Here is a 24,264-nt window from a genome sequence, read left to right on the forward strand (position 1 = left end):
TAGACACACAAAAACAATGGGGAGAGGACAATAATGAAACACGTCACTATCCGGCCGGCTGACGGCACATGGACGGTACGCGCAGGCGGCGCGGTTTTAGGGGAATCAAGCCGCGCATTGGAACTGACCGAAGGGGAACATCCCTATGTCATCTATTTCCCGCGCGACGACATCGCCATGGCACTGCTGGACCGCACCGAACAGACGACGACAAGCCCGCACCTGGGCGACGCCTCGTATTTCTCGATAGTGTCGCGCAGCCACACCTATGTAAACGCGGTCTGGTCTTACGAGAACCCGACCGAGGATGTCGCACAGATCAAGGACCATCTGGCCTTCTACGTCCAAAACGGTGTCGCGGTCGAGCAGGTATAGACCCCGCCACGTCATACCAGGTGGGTCGAGGGCGCATAGACTAACGCAAAGTCGTGTAAAGAACCGCGTCCAAAAGGCGCACAGACCCCTGGGTAACTGGCTCAGCCGTGCTCTTCGGCCGCTGTGGCCGCCAGCGCACGGTTGTACGCCTTAAGCGCGTCGACATGAAACACGGCGCCGCACAGTTCTGGCGGCTTTTCGGCGCCGACCTGCGCCACAACCGGGAAAAACGCCACGCCGGATGTGTCAAACAACGGCAGCACCGCGTCCAGAGTTGATGAGGCGTTCACAAACAACCCCTGCTCGATCATCTGGCGGCAGGTTGCCTCATCCGCCGCGCCGGGGTCGTCAGGTTTGCGCATCACGCCCGAAACCCGGAACATCGCCAACAGATAAGCCTGCGGCCCGGCGGCCAGATGCACCCGACGACGCTTGAGCTGAGTGAGGAAGAACGACCGGTCCACCAGCCGCGATGCAACTGCCGTCGACAGCGACACCGACACCATCACCGCCAGCCCGGTCTGCCAGTCACCGGTCAGCTCGAACACAATCAGCGTGGTCGATATCGGGGCGCCCAGCACGGCCGCCGCCACCGCCCCCATCCCCGCCAACGCATAGAGGGTCGAGGCGCTGGATTGCTCCGGGAACAACCCGGTGGCGATCAGGCCAAAGGCCATGCCAGTCAGCGCACCGATCATCAGCGAGGGCGAAAACATGCCGCCGCCCATCCGGCCGGAAAAGGTGATCGCCACAGCAACCACCTTGAGCACGGCAAAGACAATCGCCTCATGCAGGATCAGTGTGCCGGTCAAGGCGCGGCTGGTGGTCTCGTACCCCACACCAATGATATGTGGATAGAAAATCGCCAGCCCCCCCAGCAGCCCGCCCGCCAGCGCCGGACGCAATACCAGCGGCAGGCGCAGGCGGTTCTGTACCAGATTGCCCAAATCATCGGCCCAAAAGATCGCCCGCATCGTCAGCACGGCCACAACGCCGCAAACCAGCCCCAGCAGCAAAAACGCCGGAAGTTCTAGATAGAATTCAACCGTCGTGGTGCCCGGCAGGCGGAATTCAGTCACATCGCCAAACGCCAGCCGGTTGATCACCGTCCCCGCAGCCGATGCCACCACGATCGGCGCAAAGGCATGCAGGGCAAAATGGCGCAGGACCACTTCGAGTGCAAAGAGCGCGCCCGCAATCGGCGCGTTGAACGACGCCGACACCGCCGCCGCCACGGCGCAGCCCAGCAGGTCGCGCCCAGTGATTCCATCGGCGCGGATCAGAGTGCTGACCCAGCTCGACAGCATCGCTGCAATATGCACCACCGGCCCTTCGCGGCCCGAAGATCCCCCCGTCGACAGTGTGATCAGAGATGCCAGCGCCGAGGCGATACCCACCTTTTTCTCGACCCGGCCATCGTTTAGCGCCGCGCCTTCGATCACGTCTGCCACCGCCCGAACCCGTCCGTCCGGTGTGAAATACCGGATCAGCACCCCGACACACAGACCGCCCCCAACCGGGATCAGCAAAATCAGATACCATGGCAAAGTGCCCGCAAAGCTCGCCAGCAGGTTCACATCTTCGGTGCCGTAAAACGCCGTTTGCAGCGTATCAATCGCCTTGCGAAACAGCAGCGCCGCCGACCCGGCCGCAATCCCGATAAACAACGCGATGAACCAGAACAGGATCTGGCCAGGGGCGCGACTCCTTAAAAGGCCCCATAATCTCCCTGAAGTTGCCTTGATATCACCAAGGCGCCGCTGGAGTTGAAGAAGTGGCAAAGCGGCCATACCGCCTCCGTCATCAGGGTTTGCCCGAGCCCCCTGACGGCAGCTAGGATTGATCGGGCAGCGACAGGAGAGACCGATGCCCCTACCACAGGCCCTGACCGCCTTGGCTCCTTTCCTAGGACAACGGCTGAGCACGTCCAAGTCCGATCTGGACCTGCATGGCCGTTCCGAGTCGTATTTTCCGCCGATGCCGCCCGACGCCGTCGCGTACCCCCAATCAACCGAAGAGGTGCGGCGCATCGTCGAGGTCTGCGCCCAAGAAGCCGTGCCGGTGATCGCCTGGGGTACGGGCACCGCACTTGAAGGACATGCCAGCGCCGTGCAGGGCGGGATCTGCGTCGACTTCAGCCGGATGAACCGGGTGCTGGAAATCCGCGCGGCAGATATGGATGTGACCGTGCAGCCGGGGGTGACCCGCGAGGCGCTGAATACCGAATTGCGTGCCACCGGGTTGATGTTCCCGGTGGATCCCGGTGCCAATGCTTCGATTGGTGGGATGGCGGCGACGCGGGCCTCGGGCACCACGACACTGCGCTATGGCACGATGCGCGACAATGTGATGGCGTTGCAGGTGGTGCTGGGGGACGGGCGGGTGGTGCGCACCGGCACGCGGGCCCGAAAATCGGCGGCGGGCTATGATCTGACTGGACTGATGGTCGGATCCGAGGGGACGCTGGGCCTGATCACCGAACTGACCCTGCGTCTGAGCGGCATTCCCGAAACCGTCGCAGCAGGCGTCTGCGCCTTTGACCATATCGACGATGCGGTCAATGCGGTGATCGACACAGTGCAAATGGGCCTGCCACTGGCGCGGATGGAACTGGTCGATCACGCGACGGCGGCAGCGTTCAACGCTTATGCCGGTACATCTTTTCCCGAGTGCCCGCATCTCATGGTCGAATTTCACGGCCGCCCCGACGCGGTGGCCGAGCAATGCGCCCGGTTCGCTGAAATTGTGGACGATCACGACGCACGCGGCTTTGAATGGTCCACAAAGGAAGAGGACCGCCGCGCGCTCTGGGCGATGCGCCACAACGCCTATTACGCCATCTTGGCATCGCGACCGGGCGCGCGGGCGCTGGTCACGGATATCTGTGTGCCTGTGTCCCGCCTAGCCCGCGCGATCGAGGAAACCCGCGCTGATCTGGCCTGCTCGCCGATTGCGGGGCCGATCCTGGGCCATGTCGGGGATGGCAATTTTCATGCCATCCTTCTGGTCGATCCCGCAGAGCCAAAGGAACTCGCCGAAGCGCAACGGCTGTCGCACCGGATGGTGGGGCGTGCGCTGGATCTGGGCGGCACCGCCACGGGCGAGCATGGCGTCGGGCTGGGCAAACGTGACTACATGGCGCGCGAACATGGCGAAGGCTGGCAGATGATGGGCGCGATCAAGACCGCGCTTGACCCGCACGGCATCCTGAACCCCGGAAAACTGGTGCCACCACTCTGAACCCGCTGCTGCCCTTGCCTCGGGCAGCACGTCTGAAGAACCGGGGCGCGCTATCCGGCCAGCAGCGACCGTGCTGCGGCCCGTGCTTCGGCGGTGACGGTATCCCCCGCCAGCATCCGCGCAATCTCGCTCTCACGCTCGGTGGCGTCCAGCGGCAGCACAACCGAGGTGGTCATGCCGTCCGCGACCCGCTTTTCCACCCGCCAGTGATGCGCGCCAAGTGCGGCCACCTGCGGCGAATGCGTCACAACCAACACCTGCCCGCCAGCGGCCAGAGCCGCCAGCCGACGTCCGACGGCATCCGCGGTTGCGCCCCCAACGCCGCGGTCGATCTCGTCAAAGATCATCGTCAGCCCATCGGTGCGCTGACCAGAAAGACAGACCTTGAGCGCCAGCAAAAAACGGCTCAACTCACCACCCGAGGCGATCTTGGCCAGCGGCCCCGAAGGCGCGCCAGGGTTGGTGGCCACCTGAAACGCCACGGCGTCCACCCCCTCGGGACCCGCAGGGCCCGGTGTCAATTCGGTCCGAAACACCGCCCGCTCCATCTTGAGCGGCGCAAGTTCGGCTGAAACCGCCGCGTCCAAGCGCCCTGCGGCGTCGCTTCGGGCACGGGTCAGTGCTGCCGCCGCGCTATCGTATCGCTGTTGTGCCCCGAGCAATGCAGCCCGCAGCCCGGCGAGATCCTCGGCACCGCGATCCAGCGCGGCCAGCTTGTCCCGCAATCCGATGGCGAACGTCCCCAGCTCGTCCGCTGTCACCCCGTGCTTTCGCGCCATCGCACGTATTGCAAACAGCCGCTCTTCGGTATCTTCCAGCGCGCGGGCGTCAAAGCTAAGGTGATCGAGGCTGCGCTCGACCCCCGAAACCGCATCGCTCAGCTCTGCCATGGCGCGTTCAAGCGCGCTCAGCGCCCCGTCCAGCGCCCCTTCGGCACGGTCTGCGACACCTTCGAGCCAGCGCAGCGCGTCGCCCATCGACATCTCGGCCCCATCCGACAGCGCGGAATAGGCACGGGTGATATCCTCGCGGATCTTCTCGGCGCCCTGCATCCGGCGGCGTGCGACATCCAGAACCGCCTCTTCACCCGGCTGTGGGTCAAGCTTGTCCAACTCGGCCACCGCATGGCGCAGAAACTCTTCTTCGGCCTGCACGGCGGCCAGCGCCGCCTCACCCGCTGTCAGGGCCTTGTTGGCGCGGGCCAGATCGGTCCAGGCGCTGCGCACTTCGGTCAGTTCCGCGCCCACCCCCGCGTAGGTGTCCAGCAACAGCCGGTGGCCGCGCGGGTTCAGCAGGCCGCGATCATCGTGCTGGCCATGTAACTCGACCAGCGTTTCGGACAGGGTACGCAGCACATCACCCGAACAGCGCCGGTCGTTGACCCAAGCGGTCTTGCGACCCTCGGCGGTGTTGACGCGGCGCAGGATCAGCTCTTCGCCATCGCCCTCCCCCCCTCCGGGCAGACCCGCCTCGGACAGGACCGCGCGGGCCGGATGGTTTGGCCCAAGATCGAACACCGCAGTGACCTCGCCTTGGGCGGCACCGCTGCGCACCAGTTCAGCACGCCCGCGCCAGCCCAGCACAAACCCAAGCGAATCCAATAGGATGGATTTGCCCGCGCCGGTTTCACCAGTGAGAACATTTAGGCCCGGCTGAAAGGCAAGGTCCAGCCGGTCGATAATCAGCATGTCGCGAATCTCAAGCGCGCGCAGCATCTGACGACTCCCTGGGGTGGTGGGGTGCCCCCCTACCGATGCCTACAACCATTCGCCTTTAACCATCTGGCGGTAGATCTGGCTAAGCCAGTTGTCGCCTCTCGCCTCAAGCTTGAGTCCGGCGCTGGTCAGCAATTTATAGCTGTCCTGATACCATTCGGTACCCTGAAAATTATAGCCCAGGATGGCACCAGCGGTCTGCGCCTCGTCCGTCAGGCCCAGCGACAGATACGCCTCAACCAGACGATGCAGCGCTTCGGCGGTGTGGGTTGTGGTCTGGAAATCCTCAACCACAACGCGGAACCGGTTGATCGCGGCGCCAAAGTGGTCACGACGCAGGTAATAGCGGCCGATTTCCATTTCCTTGCCCGCAAGGTGATCAAAGGCGAGGTCGAATTTCAGAATCGACGAGCGCGCATATTCGCTGTCGGGATAGCGTTCGATCACCGTGCGCAGGGATTGCAGCGCCTGGAATGTCAGGCCCTGATCACGACCAACCTCCTCGATTTGGTCATAGTACGACAGCGCCAGCAGATACTGCGCATAGGCGGCATCGTCATCCAGCGGGTAGAAGTCGATGTAGCGCTGCGCCGCAGAACGGCTGTTCTCGTAATCTTTGTCGCGGTGATAGGAAAACGCCTGCATGATCAGCGCACGTTTGGCCCAGTCGGAATAGGGATACAACCGCTCGATCTCTGAGAAGTAGAACGCGGCATCTTCGGCTTTGTTGCGCTCAAGCTCAAATTCGCCTCGGCCAAATATCTGTTCTGCGGTGAAATTTTCCAATTGCTGCGAATTACTGCTGAGCGAGACCGTTTGCCCACCGCCGCAGCCCGACACCATCAGGGCCAGTACAACTGCTCCGATCAAACCGCGTCGCGACCTGTCGCCTGCCATGCCTGCTCACCTCAATTGCGCTTTCACGGGGCGTTTACCCCATTCTTTGCCCCGGTCCTAGCACAGAAATTTCCGGTGCAAAACGCCTTTGCGCCATTTCGCGCGCCGGGCTTGCAAGTCGGCCTCAGCCAGAGAAGGAGAGCACCATTTTGTGATCAGGCGACGGCCGGGATCTCGTGCTGATCCACACCCGCTCCGGGCAGGCGCGCCGCCGTGTTTGCAGTGCTTTCAATCATGCGGAATGCACCGGGGGTCGCAAATACCGCACGCAGCAGGTTGTTGGTCATCGCGTGTCCGGCCTTGTGGCCAGTATAATGACCGATGATCGGCGCACCAGCCAATGCCAGATCGCCAAGTGCATCAAGCATCTTGTGACGCACGGCTTCGTCAGTGTGACGCAGGCCACCCGGGCTAAGCACCTTGTCGCCATCCACCACAACCGCATTTTCCAGCGTCCCGCCAAGGGCAAGGCCCTGCGAACGCATCATGTCCACATCCGCCTGGCGGCAGAAGGTGCGGCTGTCGCAGAGTTCACGCACAAAAGTCCCGTTGGCAAGGTTCAGAACCTTACGTTGCGATCCGATTGCAGCGTCGGCAAAGTCGATGTGGAAATCCATGGTCAGACCACCCAGCCCCAACCCTTCGGGTGCCGGGCTCAGCCGCGCCCAGCCCGATGCGGTACGCACTTCGACCGTGGTCAGCATTTCGATCACACGCACCGGAGCACCCAGTACCCGAACACCACGCGCGAGGATTCCCCGCACAAATGGCGCGGATGACCCGTCAAGGATCGGCACTTCGGGACCGTCAATTTCGATCAGGGCGTTGTGAATGCCACAGCCCACCAGCGCGGCCATGACATGTTCAATGGTCGAGACCGAAACTCCGGCCCGGTTCACGATCCGGGTACAGAGCGGCGACTGCTCAACAACGTCCCAGCGGGCCGGGACCAGAGTGTCACCAAAGATGATGTCTGTACGTTTGAACCAGACACCATGCTCTGCCGAGGCAGGACGGATCGTCAAACGCGCAGGGCGGCCCGAGTGGAGGCCGGTGCCCTGAAATGTGATCGCGGATCTGATTGTGGTCTGCACGGTCTTACCTCACTCATTGCGAAAAGGTTAACGCCCTTTCGCTTGCCAATGAGATACGAGCTTGGCGCAGCGGTCTCAAATCAAAGATTGTAACGGACTGAAACATCGTGATGAGCAGGTCGGCGGAGCCGCGCCGAGTTTGATTTTTATTGTTTAATGCCAATTAGATATCCCGATGAAAGACGCTGCGTCAAATGCCGTGACATTCCTGTTTTGATCACCCTGAAAGGCGAGCTTGCCGTCAACATTTCACGCCGCAATGGCCGGAAACGTGTGGTCTGTCGCTGCGATGCAGCGTCACAAATTCCTGAATCAGACAAAAAAACGCCCCCTCCGGATGGAGAGGGCGTTCTGCCTTGGGTCCCTGGAGGGGATCAGTTCTTATGCGTCCCGTGCGACGTGATCAGTTGGCCTGGCGACGCAGAAAGGCTGGAATCTCGATCCGTTCCTGTTCGGGATCGGGCTCTGCGTCGATCATCGGATCGGGCTTGCGGGCCTGTACCGGCGGTTGCTGGCGACGCGGCGCAGGCGCCTCGGTCCCGTGGCCAGTCATGCGATTGATCAGCGAGTTGATGCCAAAGCGCGGCTTGTCGCCATCCATTGCTTCTTGCTCGGCCGTCGGAGCTGCACTGCGCGCTGCGGCAACGCCGGGTTGACGTTGCTGCGCCCGGGCCGCCAGTGCGGCTTGATGCAGGCGCGCCATAGCTTCGGGCGACGGGGTGCCTGGGGCAGGTGCGCGTGGCGCGACAAAAGTTTCAGGCTCGGCCTCGATTTCCGCGCGTGGCTGAAACTGCGCGATCTGCGGCTTGTAGACCGGGGGCGGCAGGCCATCGTCGCCCTGCGCGGCATCATAGCGGTCGTCATCGTCGAACAGGGTTTCCGAAACTTCTTCGCTCCGCTGGACTTCTGCCTCTTGGAACAGCGACGGTTCCTCGTCCTCATAGGTCACTTCGGGTGCACGGGCCGCAACTGCGGGCTGCGGTGCTGGTTTGGCGACGGGCTTTGGCGCTGGGGCAGCTTCGCCTGCGTTCTGGCTCAGCGGCTGGGCCAGACTGCGGCGCGGCACCGGCATCTCGGTGTTTACATCGACGGCGTCGATCCCAGTGGCCACAACGCTGACGCGCATCCGGCCTTCCATCGAATTGTCGAGCGTCGAACCCACGATGATATTGGCATCCGGGTCCACTTCTTCGCGGATCCGGTTGGCCGCTTCGTCGATTTCGAACAGCGTGACGTCGAGCGATCCGGTGATGTTGATCAGAACACCCTTGGCCCCACGCAGGCTGATTTCGTCCAGCAGCGGGTTGGCGATGGCCTTTTCAGCGGCCTGGATCGCGCGATCTTCGCCCTCGGCCTCGCCCGTGCCCATCATGGCTTTGCCCATCTCGTCCATCACTGCGCGCACGTCAGCAAAGTCGAGGTTGATCATGCCCGGACGCACCATCAGGTCGGTCACACCTTTGACGCCCTGATACAGCACGTCATCCGCTAGGCTGAATGCCTCGGTAAAGGTGGTTTTTTCGTTGGCCAGCCGGAACAGGTTCTGGTTCGGAATGATAATCAGCGTATCGACGACCTTTTGCAGCGCCTCGACGCCGTCCTCGGCCTGCTTCATCCGCTTATTGCCCTCAAACTGAAAGGGCTTGGTCACGACACCAACGGTCAGCACACCCAGTTCACGCGCAGCCTGTGCAATGATCGGTGCGGCACCTGTCCCGGTGCCCCCGCCCATGCCAGCCGTGATGAAACACATATGCGCGCCGGCCAGATGGTCGACGATCTGTTCGATGCTCTCTTCGGCGGCGGCGGCCCCAACGCTTGCGCGGGCCCCTGCACCCAGACCTTCGGTGACTTTAACACCTAGCTGGACTTTACTGGTCGACCGGGACTGCTGAAGTGCCTGAGCGTCCGTATTGGCGACGACAAAATCGACCCCGTCGAGCTCTTTCTCGATCATGTTGTTGACCGCGTTACCGCCAGCGCCACCTACGCCAAACACCGTGATACGGGGTCTCAGATCGTCATGTCCGGGCACCGAAAGGTTCAATGTCATTGCTCTGTCCGCCTGCTGTTATGGCCTGTTTCAGGCCCTTTTTGCGCCTATTCCCGCCAAGTATTACCGTTTCGTTAGCAACACGTCACCCAAAAAACGTGCTATTTCCACCAAATATGGCAATTAATTGGCCTTTGTACGCGGGATTTCGCCAACAAGCCAATATATTGCGTTTACCAGTTGTCCCGGAACCATTTCACCGCCCGCTTGAGAGACCGGGCCGGGTACCTCTCAACCGGTATTTCAAAATCCCACCATTCGTCCTGTGGATGCGCCGCAAAGAGGCAAAGCCCCACGGCGCTGGCAAATCCCGGCCCCGTCGCAGCCTGCGGCAGCCCGTGCACGCGCAGCGGACGGCCCAGCCGGACCTGATGGCCGAGGATCTTGGATGCAAGGCCATCAAGGCCGGGGATCTGACTGCCCCCGCCGGTCAGAACGATCTGCTGACTGGGAAGATGTTCAAACCCGGCAGCGTCCAGACGGGCGCGGACATCCTCAAGGATCTCTTCGACGCGGGGGCGCATGATCCCGATCAGCTCGGCACGGCTGACGGTGCGGCGGTCGTGGTGCCAGTCGCCAGTGTCGCCGCCGATCTCGATCATCTCGCGGTCATCCATCCCGGTAGCGACAACGCCGCCGTAGAATGTCTTGATCCGTTCGGCCACGGCCATGGGCACCTGAAGCCCCATTGAGATGTCGCCGGTGACGTGATCCCCGCCCATGCGCACAGCATCGGCATAGATCATGTGTTTTTTCATAAAGATCGACACGCCGGTCGCGCCGCCGCCCAGATCAATGCAGGCCGCGCCCAGCTCTTGTTCGTCCTCGACCAGCGCCGAGACGCCGCTGACATAGGCCGAAGAGGCGATGCCGGCCAGCTCCAGATCGCAGCGTTTGACACAATAGGCGAGGTTCTGAACCGCCAGCCCATCCACCGTCAGCATATGCATGTCGGTCGACAGGTTCTGGCCGATCTGGCCGCGCGGATCCGCCAACCCGGAGCGATGGTCCAGCGCAAAGTTCACCGGCTGCGCGTGCAGCACCTCGCGACCGTGGCCAAAGTCGGGCACGTCGCAGGCTGACAACACGCGGGCGATATCCTGTTCGGATACGGTGGTCTCTTCGATTTCGACCTTACCCTCAAGGCCGTAAGACCGCGGATCAGCCCCCGAAAAACAGGCGATAACATGATCGACCCGGATCTGTGCCATCTTCTGCGCTGCCTGCACGGCGGTGCGGATAGCACGCTCGGTTTCGCCCATAGCGTCGATTTCGCCAAACCGCACACCACGCGACCGGGTGGTGGCCGCGCCGATGACGCGAAACCCGGACTGCCCGGCGAGACTGCCGATGCCGTCGTTTTCCCCGGCGCGTTCGTTGCCGTCAAAGCGCAGTACCAGACAGGCGATCTTGGACGATCCGACATCCAGAATCGCGATGACGCCCCGCTGCATCGCTGCACGGCGCATGTTGCGCATCGCGCGCTGGCTTTCATAGAGCTCGATCATATTCTACGGTTCTCCAACCTCTATCGCCTTGATACGCCACAATTCCTGCTGTGCATTATTGGTCAACCGCAGGGTCGGCCGCTGCGGCAGCCGCAGATCAACGCTCAGCAAATCGCGGTCCAGCATGTCCACCGCGTGATCCAGAGCCATGGCGCGTTCCAGCGCCCGCACCGGGTCTTCCTCGGGCAGCAGGATGCGCTGATCGCGGTCCAGCACCAGATCCCAGCGGCGGCCACCGACCCGCACCAGACCACGCATGCGCGACCACAGCGGCTCAGCGGCCGCCAGAAGTTCGAGCGCCTCTGGCACATTCTTGCTGGCACCGCGTCCAACAATCAGCGGCAGGGCCGGAAAATCGGTACGCGCCTGCACCGGCCCGACCTTGACTCCACTCGAATCCAGCAGCTGCAGTCCCTCGGGACCGCGCCACAGCACCACCGGCAGGCGTTCGTCCACATCGACCTGAAGCACCCCGCCCTGACGGATCCGCAGACGTGCAGATTCCACCGCGTCCAACGCAACCACCTGATCACGCATCACATCCAAGTCGAGGCCAAATGAGCTGACCGGAAACCCCACCGGCAGGATGGTCCGAATATCCGCCGCCACCCCGTCGCTTGCGCCGTCGATCGCCATCAGTTTGACCATGAATTCCGGGCGCTGTTCGACGGCGCTGCGTGCCTCGATGATCAGATCAAGAAAGGCGTCGCGATTGTCCGGCATCGAGAACCACAGCGACGCGCCGCCAAAGGTGACAGCGAACGGCAGGCCCACGCGCAAAAATACCCGAAACAGCGGCGTCAGCATCAGCCGCTGAATGCGATACCGCAGGCGCGACGGCGCCGGGTCGCTACGGGTCATCTGTTGCAAGAGGCATCCTCCACCATCCAGGAGCACAGCGCGCCAAAGGGAATACCCGCCTCGGCACCCTGTTCAGGAGCAAGCGAGGTCGGCGTCATACCGGGTTGCGTGTTGGTCTCAAGCAGGATCAGCCCGTCCAGACCGCGACTTTCATCCCAGCGGAAATCCGTTCGGCTCAGACCACGGCACCCGAGCGCCCGGTGCGCCCGCACCGCATAGTCGAGGCAGGCGTCAAAGATATCCTGCGGGATCTGCGCCGGGATCACGTGGCGCGATCCACCGGGCTTGTACTTCGCATCGTAGTCGTACCAGCCGTCAGTCAGGATATCCGTCACCGTCAGCGCACGGTCGCCCATAACCGTCGTCGTCAGTTCGCGGCCCGGTGCAAACGCCTCGACCATAACGGTTTCAGGCATGTCATCGGACAGTTGAGGCGGGCCGTTGGCCGCCTCCTGAACCAGGTAGACACCAACCGAAGACCCTTCGTTGTTGGGCTTGACCACATAGGGCGGCGGCATGACGTGACGGCTGCGCACGTCTTCGCGGCGGGCCAGCAGGCTTTCGACCACAGGAAGTCCATGGGCGCGGTAGACATCTTTCGTCCGCTCTTTGTCCATTGCCAGTGCAGACGACAGTACACCGGAATGCGTATAAGGGATGCGCAGCCATTCCAGCAGGCCCTGCACACAGCCATCTTCGCCCCAGCGCCCATGCAAAGCGTTGAACACGACGTCGGGGGCAGCGTCGGCCAGACGCTGCGCCAGATCAGGGCCGGCATCGACCTCTGTCACGTGATAACCTTGTTCCCGCAAAGCAGCGGCGCATTCACGCCCTGAGCTTAACGACACCTCGCGCTCAGCCGAGGGTCCGCCCAACAATACCACTACTTTCGGGTGTGCCCTGCTCGACATCCCCAAACCGCCTCAATGTCCCGGGTCTTTGACCCTTGTTCTTATCTGCGACCTGCCTGTGGCCGCCCTTGAGTCCGACAACTTACGCTTTTTGCTGCGCTTTTCCGGACTCTAAATCGCGCGCCGGTTCTCCGACGCGCATAATTTCCCAGTGTAACGTTATTCCACTGTGTTGGAAAACCCTTTTTATCACTTCCTCGCCCAAACCTTCGAGATCGGTCGCCGTTGCCTGTCCGGTGTTCACCAGAAAGTTGCTGTGCATCGTGCTCATCTGCGCCCCACCGCGCCGCGCGCCGCGCATCCCGGCGTCGTCGATCACCTTCCACGCCTTTAACTCATGCGTGTCATCCGCCCTGCCGGTACTGGAAAATCCGGCGGGATTGCGAAAGGTGCTGCCGGCGGTGCGCTCCTTGGTGGGTTGGCTGGCGTCGCGCCGTGCAATCTGCTGTGCCATGCGTTCGGCCAGCGCTTCGGGCTCGCCCTGCGGCGCCATGAAAGTGGCGTCAACCAGCACCCAGCCGTCGGGCAGCGTACTTTGACGATAGGCAAAGTTCAGCTCAGCGGCAGAAAGGGTAACCAATTCTCCCGCCCGGGTGACTGCTCGCGCGCTCACCAGGACATCCGCGACGTAAGAACCATAGCACCCGGCGTTCATCCGTACCGCGCCGCCGATCGCGCCGGGTATGGTACGCAAAAAGGTCAGGTCCAGCCCTGCCACCGCAGCCTGTTTCGCCACATGCGCATCCAGCGCGGCAACACCCGCCGTGACGCAACTGCCGTCGATGCTGATATCGTTAAAGCCGCGCCCCATACGGATCACCACAGCCCGGATTCCGCCATCCCGCACGATGAGGTTACTTCCGACACCCATCGGAAAAATCTGCGTCGCAGGGTCAAGCTGACGCAGAAAGCCCCGCAAATCATCGACATCCGCAGGCTGAAACAGCCAGTCCGCAGGCCCCCCGACCCGCAGCCAGGTCAGATCAGAAAGGGGCCGGTCACGGGTCAAACGCCCGCGCACTTTGGGAAGCTGTGTGGTCATACCGACTGTGCTAATCTGGGCACAGTCCAGAGGCAAGAGCGCTTTGTCGCGCATCCGTTGCGACATGTGGCCCGGCCAGTTTCAAAATCCGCGACCCAAACCGTGCGACGCACAGGTGCTCAGGCCGCCTTATCCCGTCCCAGTCGCGCCTTGATCCACCGCGCCAGATAGCGCAGCGGCCAGCGCAGCACCGACATGCCAGCAACCAGCACGATCATTCCGATCCACGGGCCGTTCTGCCAGGTGACAAAACCCAGCAGCGGAATTCCCACCGCGATCAGGAAATAGGCGCGGGTCCAGTGGCTGTCCTTGGACGGCACCATGGCCAGTACATTCGCCGCAAGTGCCCAGACAAACGCCAGGATCAGTGACAAGGTCATTTCGGCACCTCCGGGGTCTGGCCGCGCGCCCGGGCCCACAGATGCAGCAACGGTCTGCGAAACATCGACAGAAATCCCGCAAGGCCAAGCAAGGCAACCCACACACCGACCGATTTGGCGATCCAGATCAACAGAAGCGGCGCGGTCACGAGCAAGATGACACCGGGAATGAATTGGCCGCGCATCGGCAGCATGGCCGTCACAGAAGCAATCAGAACCCAGAGACAGGCGGCGATCAGGGCCGCGCTCATGCGTGCACCCCTGCTTGCGGTTCGCAGTTCGCCCGCCCCATACCTTGGGTCACAGTGTCTGTCACACTCATTGCTCCAGCCTTGTCGGCAGGCCGTTGGCCCATGTACTGATCGTACCGGCGCCAAGGCAGACAACCATATCACCGTCCTTGGCCTGTTCACGGACCAGCCGCTCAAGATCATCCTCGTCGACGATGGCGCGGGCGTGACGGTGACCGTGGCGGATCAGACCGGCCACCAGATCGTCGCGCGACGCGCCGGGAATGGGATCCTCTCCGGCTGCGTAAACTTCGGCGATGGCGACGACATCCGCCTCGTTGAAGCAGGCGCAGAAGTCATCGAACAGCGACGACAGGCGCGAATACCGGTGCGGCTGGTGCACAGCGATCACCCGCCCGTCGGTGGCCTGACGCGCGGCGCGCAGCACGGCGGCAATTTCGACCGGGTGGTGGCCGTAGTCGTCGATGATAGTGACGCCGTTTACTTCGCCCACGCGGGTAAACCGCCGGTTCACACCGCCAAACGCCGCAAGTGCCGCGCGGATCGCGTCCAGCTCCATCCCCAGATGCCGGGCCACTGCCACAGCGGACAACGCGTTTGATACGTTGTGATCGCCCGGCATTGGCAAAGTGCAGCCTTGGATCATCAGATCTTCGCTCTGAAGTGCGACGTCGAAATGCGCCACGCCCTTTTCGTACCGGAGATTCACCGCCCGCACATCGGCCTGGGCATTGAAACCATAGGTCGTCACGCGGCGGTCAGTGATGCGCCCGACCAGCGCCTGTACCTCGGGATGATCGGTGCAGCACACCGCAAGGCCGTAGAACGGAATGTTTGAGACAAAATCGTAAAAGCCATCGCGCAGGGTGTCGAAATTGCCCCAGTGCTCCATATGCTCGGGGTCGATGTTGGTGACGATGGCGATGGTGGCCGGCAGGCGGTTGAAGGTGCCGTCACTCTCGTCCGCTTCGACGACCATCCATTCGCCGTCTCCCATCCGGGCGTTCGATCCATAGGCGTGGATTATGCCGCCATTTACAACCGTGGGGTCGATGCCGCCCGCCACCAACAGCTCGGCGACCAGCGTGGTTGTCGTGGTCTTGCCATGGGTGCCAGCCACCGCGATGTTGGATTTCAGCCGCATCAGTTCGGCCAGCATCTCGGCCCGGCGCACCACTGGCAGGCCACGCTGGCGCGCCTCGTCCAGTTCGGGGTTGCCGGTTTTGATCGCGGACGAAATCACGATGACTTCGGCACCTTCCAGGTTCTCGGCCCGCTGCCCTTCGAAAACCAAGGCACCCAGACTTTCCAGCCGCTCGGTGATCTTGGAGCGTTTCAGATCGGACCCCTGCACCGTATACCCAAGGTTCAACAGCACCTCGGCAATGCCCGACATGCCTATTCCGCCGATGCCGACAAAGTGGATCGGCCCGATATCACCGGGAAGCTTGGTTGCGGCGCGGATCATTTCGGCCCCTCTCACTGTCTTGTTCATTCTGCCTGTTCTTTCTGCTCTACCAACGCCTCGACCAATGCGCCCAATGCTTCTGCGGCTTCGGGGTGCGCCACGCTCATCGCGGCCTGCGACATCTGAAGCGCCCCGCGCGGGTTACCCAGCACGGCCAGGATCGCATCTGTCAGCGCCTCGACCGTCAGTTTGCTTTCAGGGATGCGGATGGCCGCCCCGGCCTCGACCAAAGCACGGGCATTCGCGGTCTGATGATCCCCGGTCGCGGCGGCAAAAGGGATCAGGATCGACGGGCGGCCAATCACGCTGATATCCGCCACCGAAGACGCGCCCGAGCGCGAGATCACCAGCTGCGCCTCGCTCATCCGCGACGGTATATCGTGAAAAAATGGCTGAACATCGGCATCTACACCCTGCTCGGCGTAATAGTCGGCGACGCGCTGCCCATCCTCGTCACGGGCCTGATGGCTGACACGCAGATGTTGCAACACCTCCATCGGCAGGGACGCGATGGCGGGCGGGACCACATCCGACAGGATGCGGGCACCCTGCGATCCGCCAATTACCAGAATCGACATCGGATATTCGCCTGGCACGATATAGGACGCACCGGCCCGTTCCTGCACAGCGCGGCGGACCGGGTTGCCGACTGGCACCCCTTCGACCCCGTCGGGCAAAGTCGTCGGCCAGGTGCCGCAGGCAACGGTGTTCACACGGGTGGCAAAAATCTGGTTGACGCGCCCCAGAACACCGTTCTGTTCGTGGATCATCCGCGGCAGCCGCAGCAACCAGGCCGCCCCCAGCGCCGGAATGCTGGGATAGCCTCCAAAGCCCACCACCACGTCGGGCGGATCGCGCCGCATCCGCAGTGCCATGCCCAACACACCGCCAAGCACACGAAACGGTACGGCAATTTTCGCCATCAGACTGCCACGGGCAAAGGTGGCGCTGCTGACCTGTTCAATCTTGGTCGTATGGGGAAAGCCGCCAGTGTAGCGCGCGCCGCGGGCATCGGTCGACAGCGTCACCCGCCAGCCCCGGCGCAGCATCAGTTCAGCCAGCGCCTGTGCCGGAAACATGTGCCCGCCGGTGCCGCCTGCCGCGATCACCAGATAGGGCGGTTTGTACCGCTCGGCCATCGTCTTACTCCCCCGGGGCCGGGACTGCGCCCCTGCCCGTTTGCGCCCATGTACAATCCGCGATCACCGCGCCGGTCCCGACCGCGCGCCTCAGCGCAGCCGCCCGCGCAGAATGTCGCCAATTTCACCCTGCGGACGGGCGCGTGTAAAGGCCAGCAACATTCCGACCGCGATCCCTCCGGCAATGAGCGAAGATCCGCCGTAGCTGACAAACGGCAGGGTCATGCCTTTGGCGGGCAGCAGCCGCACCGCGACACCCATGTTGATCATCGCCTGAACCCCGAACATGCAGGCCAGACCGGTGCCCGCCAGTCGGATGAACGGATCGCGTTCGCGCATCAGCCGCACCAGGCTGCGCACCACCACAACCGCATACAGCGCGATGATACACAACACGAGGACAAGGCCGTATTCCTCGGCCGCGACAGCGATGATGAAATCGGTATGGGCATCGGGCAACGACCATTTCACCTGCCCCTCACCCACACCGACACCAAAAAAACCGCCCTCTTGAATAGCGTTGGTCGCATAGCCCAATTGGGTTGTCGGATCGACATCCGGGCTAAGAAAGCCGTCGATGCGGCGGGCAAAATGTTCGGAATGTTCATAAGCGACGGTGCCGGCTAGCACCACCAGCCCTGCCATGCCCACCAGCAGCAGCATCGGCGCACCAGCCACAAAATACATCACGCCCCAGCCGAACAGCACCAGACAGGCCTGGCCGAAATCAGGCTGAAACGCCAGCATCAGCACAATCGCCACCGCCAGCAGGAACGACCACAGCCGCCCCGGCGGGCCGTTGATCTCTTGTGCGGCGGCCATCATCCAGGCGGCAACGACGACAAAGCCAGGTTTCAGGAATTCCGATGGCTGCAGGCTGGCAAAGCCCAGGCTGTACCAGCGCACAGCCCCCTTGCCGAAATCAGTGCCAAAGGCCGGCAGCAGCGCCAGCGCCACAAAGCCGACCGCAAAACCCACCACCGCCAGCCGACGCACCAGCAGCGGCGACATCAGTGAGGTCAGGAACATCGCGGCCAGCGCCAGCCCGCCAAAGAATGCCTGCCGCTGAACATAGTAAAACGGCTGAAACCCGTTCCGTTCGGCCAGCGGCGGCGACGCAGCGAGCCCTAGCAAGATTCCGATGCCGAACAGGATCAGCACGCAGGACAGCGACCATTTGTCGACCGTGCGCCACCATTTGGGCAACACAGGTTCGACATCACGCACGGGAACCGTGCCGTAAACCATTTCCGTCATGGGAACACCGCCATCACTGCCTCGAACCGCCCGGTTTTCCGGGTCTGCCGCCAAGTGTAGCGAATTTGGTGCTCTGGTGCCACAGAAAAGACGTCGCGCGCACAGCAGGTATCACGACGGGTCATCGGCGCAACGCGGCGCCAGCCCTTGCACCGACCGTAAAACCGTGTTCCTTCGCGCCATGCATGTCCCCACCCTTATCCTTGGCGCCGGTGCCGCGGGCCTCATGTGCGCCGCCCACGCGGGGCCTGGCACGCTGATCGTCGATCATGCACGCGCACCGGGGGAAAAGATCCGCATCTCTGGCGGCGGACGCTGCAACTTCACCAATATGCACTGCGATCCGGGCAGCTTCCTCAGCCATAACCCGCATTTCGCCAAATCGGCCCTCAGTCGCTACACCCAATGGGATTTCCTGGATCTGGTGCAGCGCCATGACATCCCCTGGCATGAAAAGACGCTGGGACAGCTGTTTTGCGACCGCTCTGCACGCGACATCGTGGCAATGCTGCTGACGGAACTGGACGCCGCTGGCGCAACGCTGTGGCTGCAAACTCATCTGCGTGAGTTGCACCGTGATGGCAGCCGCTACGCAGCAACTCTGGAACGCGACGGTCGCCAGACCCAAGTGAGCTGCGACGCGCTGGTGGTGGCGACAGGGGGCAAGTCGATCCCAAAGATGGGCGCCACGGGCCTGGCCTATGATATCGCGCGGCAATTCGGCATCCCCGTCACCGACACACGTCCCGGCCTTGTACCGCTGACATTCCCGGAGGGTCGGTTTTCGACGCTGGCCGGGGTCGCGACGCCCTGCCGCGCCAGCGTCGAGGCTGACAGTTTTGACGAGGCGATGCTGTTTACCCATCGTGGTCTGTCCGGTCCGGCCATCCTGCAAATCTCAAGCTACTGGCGCGAAGGCGACCCCATCGCAATCAACCTGTTGCCAGATCACCCCCTGCCCGACCACCTGCGCCCGCTGCGCCGGACCGAGGGGCGGCGCGCACTGACCACCGAACTCGCCCGGCTTTTGCCTGCGCGGCTGGTCGATCATCTGGGTCAGAGTCTGGACCTGAAAGGCAACATTGCCGACCTTTCGGACACACGGATCGACGCGCTGGCGGACGCCCTGCATCACTGGCAGCTAACGCCCTCGGGGTCCGAGGGGTACCGCACCGCCGAGGTCACGCTGGGCGGCATCGACACCGACGCGCTGTCGTCGCGCACCATGATGACGCGCGCAATCCCCGGACTTTATTTCATCGGCGAGGCCGTGGATGTGACCGGCTGGCTGGGGGGATACAATTTTCAATGGGCTTGGTCGTCAGGCTTTGCGGCGGGCACCGCGATCACACTCGCGAAATCTTAGCAAGAGTCACTTGAAAACGTCATGAAAGATTCACAAAATCTTCATCATGGCGATACCCGAGTCTCCCTCCAAGCGGCGATATTATGTTTCTCGCGCTCTCGAAGCTCAGATTCCGCAGAAATTCCTGCGGGATGTGATTAATCGTCTGCGCTTTGGTGCCGATGCCCCACTAAGTGACGAATGCCTCTGGGTCGACAGCGCCGCAATCTCTGAGGTCTATGACCATGACGGCAGCGATGCCGCGCCCCGGTTTCGCCGCAACATGTCTGGCCGCGTGCTGGGTGGCGACTGGGATCTGCGCCGCAAACCATTGGGCCATGAACCAAAGTTCGAGGCCTGCCGCGCGCATTTTCTGGACGGTACACCATGGGAGCGGACGCCGCTGTTCCGTCGCCTGACGGACGAGATTGCGCAGGGCAAACGACCCGACGATTGCGCCACGGTGGACGATCTGCACGCCCGCTACGCGCGCCTTGATGCGCTGTATGATGAGGCGTGGCACACCCGTCGGCTGCGCCCCCAAAAGGACCTGCCCGAGTATTTTCGGCGCGAACATGGCGGCATTCTGGTCCATATTGCCCGTGACGGCACGCTGCTGCGGTCGAGCGGCGGTATGCACCGCATGGCGATTGCCAAGTTGCTGAACCTGAATCCGATTCCAGTGCAGTTGGGTGTGGTCCACCCGCTGGCCGTGCGTGACCATTTGCTGACCCGGCTGCGCGCGCCTGCCGATACCCGCCGCCCGCGTGCCGTGCCAGAGATCGCCTTTGGGTTGGCGCTGATCGCGACTGCGCTCCCGCGTCAGGACTTGTGGGCGCACAGCGGCACCGGCCTCAAACGTAGCGTGATCAGCGCGCTGTCCGATGGCCGGATCTTGTCGCTGTTCAACTCACTTCCCGTCTGACAACGCCGCGCGCACCCGGTCGGTAAAGTCCGTGCCACGCTGTTCGAAATTGTCATATTGATCAAAGCTGGCGGCGGCGGGGGCCAGCAGCACGACCTCTCCGGGCTGGGCATCCTCGATCGCGCGGGCAACCGCGACCTCCATCGTGGTGCAGACCTCGGCCTCGGTCCCGGTGAGCCCAAGCGCAAAGCCCGCCGCCTCGCGACCGATGACATAAGCCCGCTGGACATGGGGCAGACCTGGTGCGAGCGCGCCCAAACCGCCATCCTTTTGCAGCCCGCCGCAGATCCAGCGGATTCGTTCAAAGGCAAGCAGCGCCTTGGCGGCGGAATCGACGTTTGTCGCCTTGGAATCGTTCACAAAGGTGACGCCATTCGCCTCGGCGACAATCTGACTGCGGTGCGGCAGCCCCTCAAAGCTCTGAAATGCGGCGTCGATCTGCTTGGGGGCCAGCCCAAGCGTGCGACAGGCGGCATAGGCGGCACATGCGTTCTGGTGGTTGTGCGCCCCGGGCAGACCCCGGATACCGCGCAGGTCGATTGCCGCGACCTGCCGCCCCTTGCGCCACTCAGTCAGAAAACCCTTGCGGGCAAAAACGTTCCAGCCTGGCCCGCTCAGCTTTTGTCCCGACGAGATACGGATCACCCGATCATCCACCGCCGCCTCGGCCATCTGGTTGGCAAGGTACTGGCCCTCGGCTTCATCGACGCCGATAACCGCACGTTCGGGGCCACCTTCGGCAAAGAGCCGTCGCTTGGCCGCGAAATACCCGCCAAGGCCAGCATGCCGATCCAGATGGTCAGGCGACAGATTGGTGAAAACTGCCACATCCGGCGTCAGCGATCGCGCCAGATCCGTCTGATACGAGCTGAGTTCCAGCACCACCACGCCGCCCTCGCCCGGCGGGTCAATGTCAAGCACACCGCGCCCGATGTTCCCGGCCAACTGGCTGGATCGTCCGGCCTGGGTCAGGATGTGGTGGATCAGCGCCGACGTGGTGGATTTGCCGTTCGATCCGGTCACTGCGACGACACGCGGCACTGTTTCGTATTGGTCCCAGTCGCCCAACCCGAAAGAGCGGAAAAACAACCCGATGTCATTGTCTACCGGCACACCCGCCCCCCAGGCGGCGGCGACAACGGGGTTCGGCACGGGATACAGATGCGGTATGCCGGGGCTGACCAACAAGGTGGCGATATCTTCGAACGCGCCGGGTTTGGCCAGATCGCGGATCGCGAGGTCTTCGGCGTCGGCCGCAGCGCGCGCCACCGGACTGTCATCCCAACATACCGGAATGGCTCCGCCTGCTTGCAAGGCCCTTGCAGCCGAAAGGCCGGATCGTCCCAGCCCCAGAACTGCCACGTATTTTCCTTCGAACCCCTGGACCGGAATCATGCCGTACCTCCGCTTGCGCCGCCTGGCAGTAGCGCTAGCGGATCATTGGCCAATTAGCCAGATGGCGACGCGGTGTTGTCATGTTTGACGGAACGGTATCGGCCTGCGTTTCAGCGCAGCACATACGGCTGCTTCATCCAGGCAAACAGTGCCTCGGTGGTTGCCTGCGGCGCTTCGAGGGTCGGCAGATGCCCGGCGCCGTCGATGACCGCCAGATCCGCATGTGGGATCATCTCGGCCATAAAGCTATGCCGTTTAACCGGGTTCAGCGCGTCATACTGCCCGCACAGCACCAGCGCCGGCACCTTGATCCGACGCAGGGTTGGCTGCTGATCGCGGCGGCGCTGCATCGCGCGCGACTGCCGGACATAGATGTCTGGCCCCAGATCCAGCGCCATCTGCGCCACCGTATTCAGCACCTCAACCCGTTGCGGACCCGGAGCAAGACAACTTGGCGGCACGTCTTCGCGCATGACCTCGCCCAGCCGCCCCGCCTTGGCACCGATAATCAGCGGCTCGCGCGCGGCTGCGACCTGCGGCACCTCGGCCAGTGGGTTGGTGTCCATCAGGGCAATCCGCGTCACCCGGTCTGGGGCACGCCGCACCAGTTCCATGGCGACGATCCCACCCATGCCATGTCCCGCCAAGGCAAATTTCGCGGGCAGCAGGGACAGCAGGGCCGAGCCGATCTCCTCAATCCGTTCACCAAGGGTGATTGGCGCCACCATCACGGCGGTGCTGCCGGAAAAGGCGGTCATTTGCGGCGCAAAAAGCCGCGCGTCGCACATCATCCCCGGCAAGAAGACCAACGGTTCCGTCATCCTGCGCTCCGCAGGGCGGTAAAGGAACATGGCACGGGGCCCGTCATATGACGACTCTGCCTGGCAGCCCACAGGGGTAGCCTGCCAATCGGGCAGCCACTGGAAATGGATCGGAAAACGCGCATCGGCGGAAAAGTCCCTTGGATTTCGCGGAACCTACCAGCTTGGGCTGCGAGCGAAAGTGCCGAACCATCATGGAATTGTAAAATCGGCGCGACCTTGCCAAAGCGCGCCCATTCCCGCGCCATCACTCACGTTGAAAGGGCGCGAAATTTAGCGGCAAACGCCGCGATCACCATGTCAACAGACTATCACGGTCCCGGCGGGTCATCCGAGCAGGACGACACGCGAGCCAAATCGCACGCCCTGCCCATGCGCCAAAACATCCGGGCTATCCGCCCAAATGCGCCAATATTTGCATCCAGATTGCTGTCTCGTCGATCAGCGTCCATTCCCGGCGCAGACCCGAAGGGCCGAATTCGGCGTGGCTGATACCCATTACATGCACCTCGGCCCCACTCGGACGTCCGAAACTGCCCCAGCCGTCATGCCGCCCGTCCAGTGACCAGCGCAGCGCAGCGCGGGGTGGCATCAGCGGATCCTCCTGGCCGATCCTGTGCTGCACCTCGAATCGGGCCGAGGGGAACGATGCGCGCAACCCCATCCAGAACCGTTCCGCCGCCGCCCAGCCGTGCGTGGTCTCGCCACCGGGGTATTCCAGATGACAGGCGCGGTCATACTGATCCGCGATCACAGACAGATCCGCCGTCATGACCCGCACCAAAAGATCGCTGAACGCCGCGCCCCACTGGTTGTCATTGCCTTGCCCGGTATAGGGACCAAGCACGTTGATCGCGGGGCGAAAGGGCTGTGTTGCGGGATCCAGTTCGGCCAGAATTCTGCGCGACCAATCGACCACATCACAGCCCAACTGCCGCACAACGGCCGCGTTGTCGCAGATCAGCCATTCGTCGCTGATCTTGTTGTCCTTGGCAAAGCAATCAGCCATGGCGCGAAACCGCACCCGCTGACCGGTTGCCGCACCAAAGATGCCGGTGCCCTTATGCGTCGCCGTCGACATGATCCGGTGCGAACCAAGCATTCCGACCTGTGGCGTACCGGACCAGATCACGTCTTCGCCCAACAGCACGCGATCCGGAAACTCGACCAGGGTCGACATCGCTGCTGCGGCCGAGGCATCAATACCAAAGGAAATACCGCTGGGCATGCGCGTAATGATCTGCGGATGATAGTAGTCGCGCATGCGTGCGCCCAGGCCGCGCCCCTCCCAGATGTCTTCGGTCACTTGCAGCAGATAATCGGGGAAATTCTGAAACTTGGGATCAAATCCCTTCATCGGACCGCCACCCACAGCCACCTGCCGCACAGGAGACCCGGTGCGGGTCACATCTGATGTGCCATGCGGCAGGGATATCCCCATAAACAATGCTCCTTGCCCAAACCAAAGTACCGGACTGAAGGGTGTCACGCCCCGGTGTCCTGTGAGGTTATTCACACACAAGGTTAACAAATTGAGTCAATTCATCGCCAATCTTTGCCTGATCCGCTGCCATCGCCCGAAAAATC

The 24,264-nt window shown here is 62.7% G+C and carries 21 protein-coding genes; 4 read left to right on the forward strand and 17 right to left on the reverse strand.

Going from position 1 to position 24,264, the window contains the following annotated elements:
- The first annotated feature begins 33 nt into the window (after positions 1-33).
- Positions 34-375 (forward strand): DUF427 domain-containing protein, encoded by a 342-nt coding sequence (locus tag IMCC21224_RS13415; RefSeq protein ID WP_047995779.1) that lies wholly within the window; start codon positions 34-36, stop codon positions 373-375.
- Positions 376-476: 101 nt separating this feature from the next.
- On the opposite strand, the gene IMCC21224_RS13420 is transcribed toward IMCC21224_RS13415, so the two are convergent.
- Entirely contained in the window at positions 477-2,165 is a 1,689-nt protein-coding gene (locus IMCC21224_RS13420; RefSeq protein ID WP_047995780.1) for a chloride channel protein, read from the reverse strand.
- A gap of 76 nt (positions 2,166-2,241) precedes the next feature.
- Here IMCC21224_RS13420 and IMCC21224_RS13425 point away from each other — a divergent pair, with 76 nt between their 5' ends.
- Complete coding sequence (locus tag IMCC21224_RS13425; RefSeq protein WP_047995781.1) at positions 2,242-3,615, forward strand: FAD-binding oxidoreductase; 1,374 nt, start codon at positions 2,242-2,244, stop codon at positions 3,613-3,615.
- A 50-nt stretch (positions 3,616-3,665) separates the two neighbouring features.
- Here the strand turns inward: IMCC21224_RS13425 and recN are convergent, their stop codons facing one another.
- From recN to ftsW, 13 genes are all read right to left on the reverse strand, one after another.
- On the reverse strand, positions 3,666-5,330 hold the full coding sequence (recN, locus tag IMCC21224_RS13430; protein WP_047995782.1) for a DNA repair protein RecN: 1,665 nt from the start codon (positions 5,328-5,330) through the stop codon (positions 3,666-3,668).
- Positions 5,331-5,372: 42 nt separating this feature from the next.
- The gene (locus tag IMCC21224_RS13435) at positions 5,373-6,227 is read right to left on the reverse strand and encodes an outer membrane protein assembly factor BamD (protein WP_047995783.1); all 855 of its coding nucleotides are present in this window, start codon (positions 6,225-6,227) and stop codon (positions 5,373-5,375) included.
- A gap of 155 nt (positions 6,228-6,382) precedes the next feature.
- Complete coding sequence (gene lpxC / locus IMCC21224_RS13440) at positions 6,383-7,321, reverse strand: UDP-3-O-acyl-N-acetylglucosamine deacetylase (protein WP_047995784.1); 939 nt, start codon at positions 7,319-7,321, stop codon at positions 6,383-6,385.
- Between the two features lie 403 nt (positions 7,322-7,724).
- Complete coding sequence (ftsZ, locus tag IMCC21224_RS13445) at positions 7,725-9,374, reverse strand: cell division protein FtsZ (protein ID WP_047995785.1); 1,650 nt, start codon at positions 9,372-9,374, stop codon at positions 7,725-7,727.
- A 173-nt stretch (positions 9,375-9,547) separates the two neighbouring features.
- Complete coding sequence (gene ftsA / locus IMCC21224_RS13450) at positions 9,548-10,882, reverse strand: cell division protein FtsA (RefSeq protein ID WP_047995786.1); 1,335 nt, start codon at positions 10,880-10,882, stop codon at positions 9,548-9,550.
- A gap of 3 nt (positions 10,883-10,885) precedes the next feature.
- Complete coding sequence (locus tag IMCC21224_RS13455; RefSeq protein ID WP_047995787.1) at positions 10,886-11,743, reverse strand: cell division protein FtsQ/DivIB; 858 nt, start codon at positions 11,741-11,743, stop codon at positions 10,886-10,888.
- On the reverse strand, positions 11,740-12,654 hold the full coding sequence (locus IMCC21224_RS13460; RefSeq protein ID WP_047995788.1) for a D-alanine--D-alanine ligase: 915 nt from the start codon (positions 12,652-12,654) through the stop codon (positions 11,740-11,742). The genes IMCC21224_RS13455 and IMCC21224_RS13460 overlap by 4 nt, the downstream gene beginning before the upstream one ends.
- A gap of 82 nt (positions 12,655-12,736) precedes the next feature.
- The gene (gene murB / locus IMCC21224_RS13465) at positions 12,737-13,696 is read right to left on the reverse strand and encodes a UDP-N-acetylmuramate dehydrogenase (protein ID WP_047997124.1); all 960 of its coding nucleotides are present in this window, start codon (positions 13,694-13,696) and stop codon (positions 12,737-12,739) included.
- Positions 13,697-13,815: 119 nt separating this feature from the next.
- Positions 13,816-14,076, reverse strand: a complete 261-nt coding sequence (locus IMCC21224_RS13470; RefSeq protein WP_047995789.1) for a DUF2484 family protein — start codon at positions 14,074-14,076, stop codon at positions 13,816-13,818.
- Positions 14,073-14,327: a DUF2484 family protein gene (locus tag IMCC21224_RS13475; protein ID WP_047995790.1), complete on the reverse strand. Its 255-nt coding sequence runs from the start codon at positions 14,325-14,327 to the stop codon at positions 14,073-14,075. The genes IMCC21224_RS13470 and IMCC21224_RS13475 overlap by 4 nt, the downstream gene beginning before the upstream one ends.
- Before the next feature lie 67 nt (positions 14,328-14,394).
- Positions 14,395-15,792 carry a UDP-N-acetylmuramate--L-alanine ligase gene (gene murC, locus IMCC21224_RS13480; protein ID WP_156178359.1) on the reverse strand — a complete coding sequence of 466 codons (1,398 nt, stop codon included), beginning with the start codon at positions 15,790-15,792 and terminating at the stop codon, positions 14,395-14,397.
- 26 nt (positions 15,793-15,818) lie between these two features.
- Positions 15,819-16,934, reverse strand: a complete 1,116-nt coding sequence (locus IMCC21224_RS13485) for a UDP-N-acetylglucosamine--N-acetylmuramyl-(pentapeptide) pyrophosphoryl-undecaprenol N-acetylglucosamine transferase (protein WP_047995791.1) — start codon at positions 16,932-16,934, stop codon at positions 15,819-15,821.
- Positions 16,935-17,024: 90 nt separating this feature from the next.
- Positions 17,025-18,191 carry a putative lipid II flippase FtsW gene (gene ftsW / locus IMCC21224_RS13490; RefSeq protein WP_047995792.1) on the reverse strand — a complete coding sequence of 389 codons (1,167 nt, stop codon included), beginning with the start codon at positions 18,189-18,191 and terminating at the stop codon, positions 17,025-17,027.
- A gap of 181 nt (positions 18,192-18,372) precedes the next feature.
- On the opposite strand from ftsW, the gene IMCC21224_RS13495 reads away from it, so the two are divergent.
- Together IMCC21224_RS13495 and IMCC21224_RS13500 are read left to right on the forward strand one after the other, a co-directional pair.
- Complete coding sequence (locus tag IMCC21224_RS13495) at positions 18,373-19,557, forward strand: NAD(P)/FAD-dependent oxidoreductase (RefSeq protein WP_047995793.1); 1,185 nt, start codon at positions 18,373-18,375, stop codon at positions 19,555-19,557.
- 46 nt (positions 19,558-19,603) lie between these two features.
- Complete coding sequence (locus tag IMCC21224_RS13500; RefSeq protein ID WP_197089205.1) at positions 19,604-20,461, forward strand: hypothetical protein; 858 nt, start codon at positions 19,604-19,606, stop codon at positions 20,459-20,461.
- Here the strand turns inward: IMCC21224_RS13500 and murD are convergent.
- From murD to IMCC21224_RS13515, 3 genes are all read right to left on the reverse strand, one after another.
- Positions 20,447-21,856: a UDP-N-acetylmuramoyl-L-alanine--D-glutamate ligase gene (gene murD / locus IMCC21224_RS13505; protein WP_047995794.1), complete on the reverse strand. Its 1,410-nt coding sequence runs from the start codon at positions 21,854-21,856 to the stop codon at positions 20,447-20,449. The two genes, IMCC21224_RS13500 and murD, sit on opposite strands and share 15 nt — an antisense overlap.
- A 110-nt stretch (positions 21,857-21,966) precedes the next feature.
- Positions 21,967-22,677, reverse strand: a complete 711-nt coding sequence (locus tag IMCC21224_RS13510) for an alpha/beta fold hydrolase (RefSeq protein WP_047995795.1) — start codon at positions 22,675-22,677, stop codon at positions 21,967-21,969.
- A 391-nt stretch (positions 22,678-23,068) separates the two neighbouring features.
- Entirely contained in the window at positions 23,069-24,034 is a 966-nt protein-coding gene (locus IMCC21224_RS13515; RefSeq protein WP_047997127.1) for an ester cyclase, read from the reverse strand.
- Between the last annotated feature and the right edge of the window lie 230 nt (positions 24,035-24,264).

Origin of the sequence: Puniceibacterium sp. IMCC21224 (assembly GCF_001038505.1) — a bacterium.
In the GTDB taxonomy this organism is placed as follows: domain Bacteria; phylum Pseudomonadota; class Alphaproteobacteria; order Rhodobacterales; family Rhodobacteraceae; genus Puniceibacterium.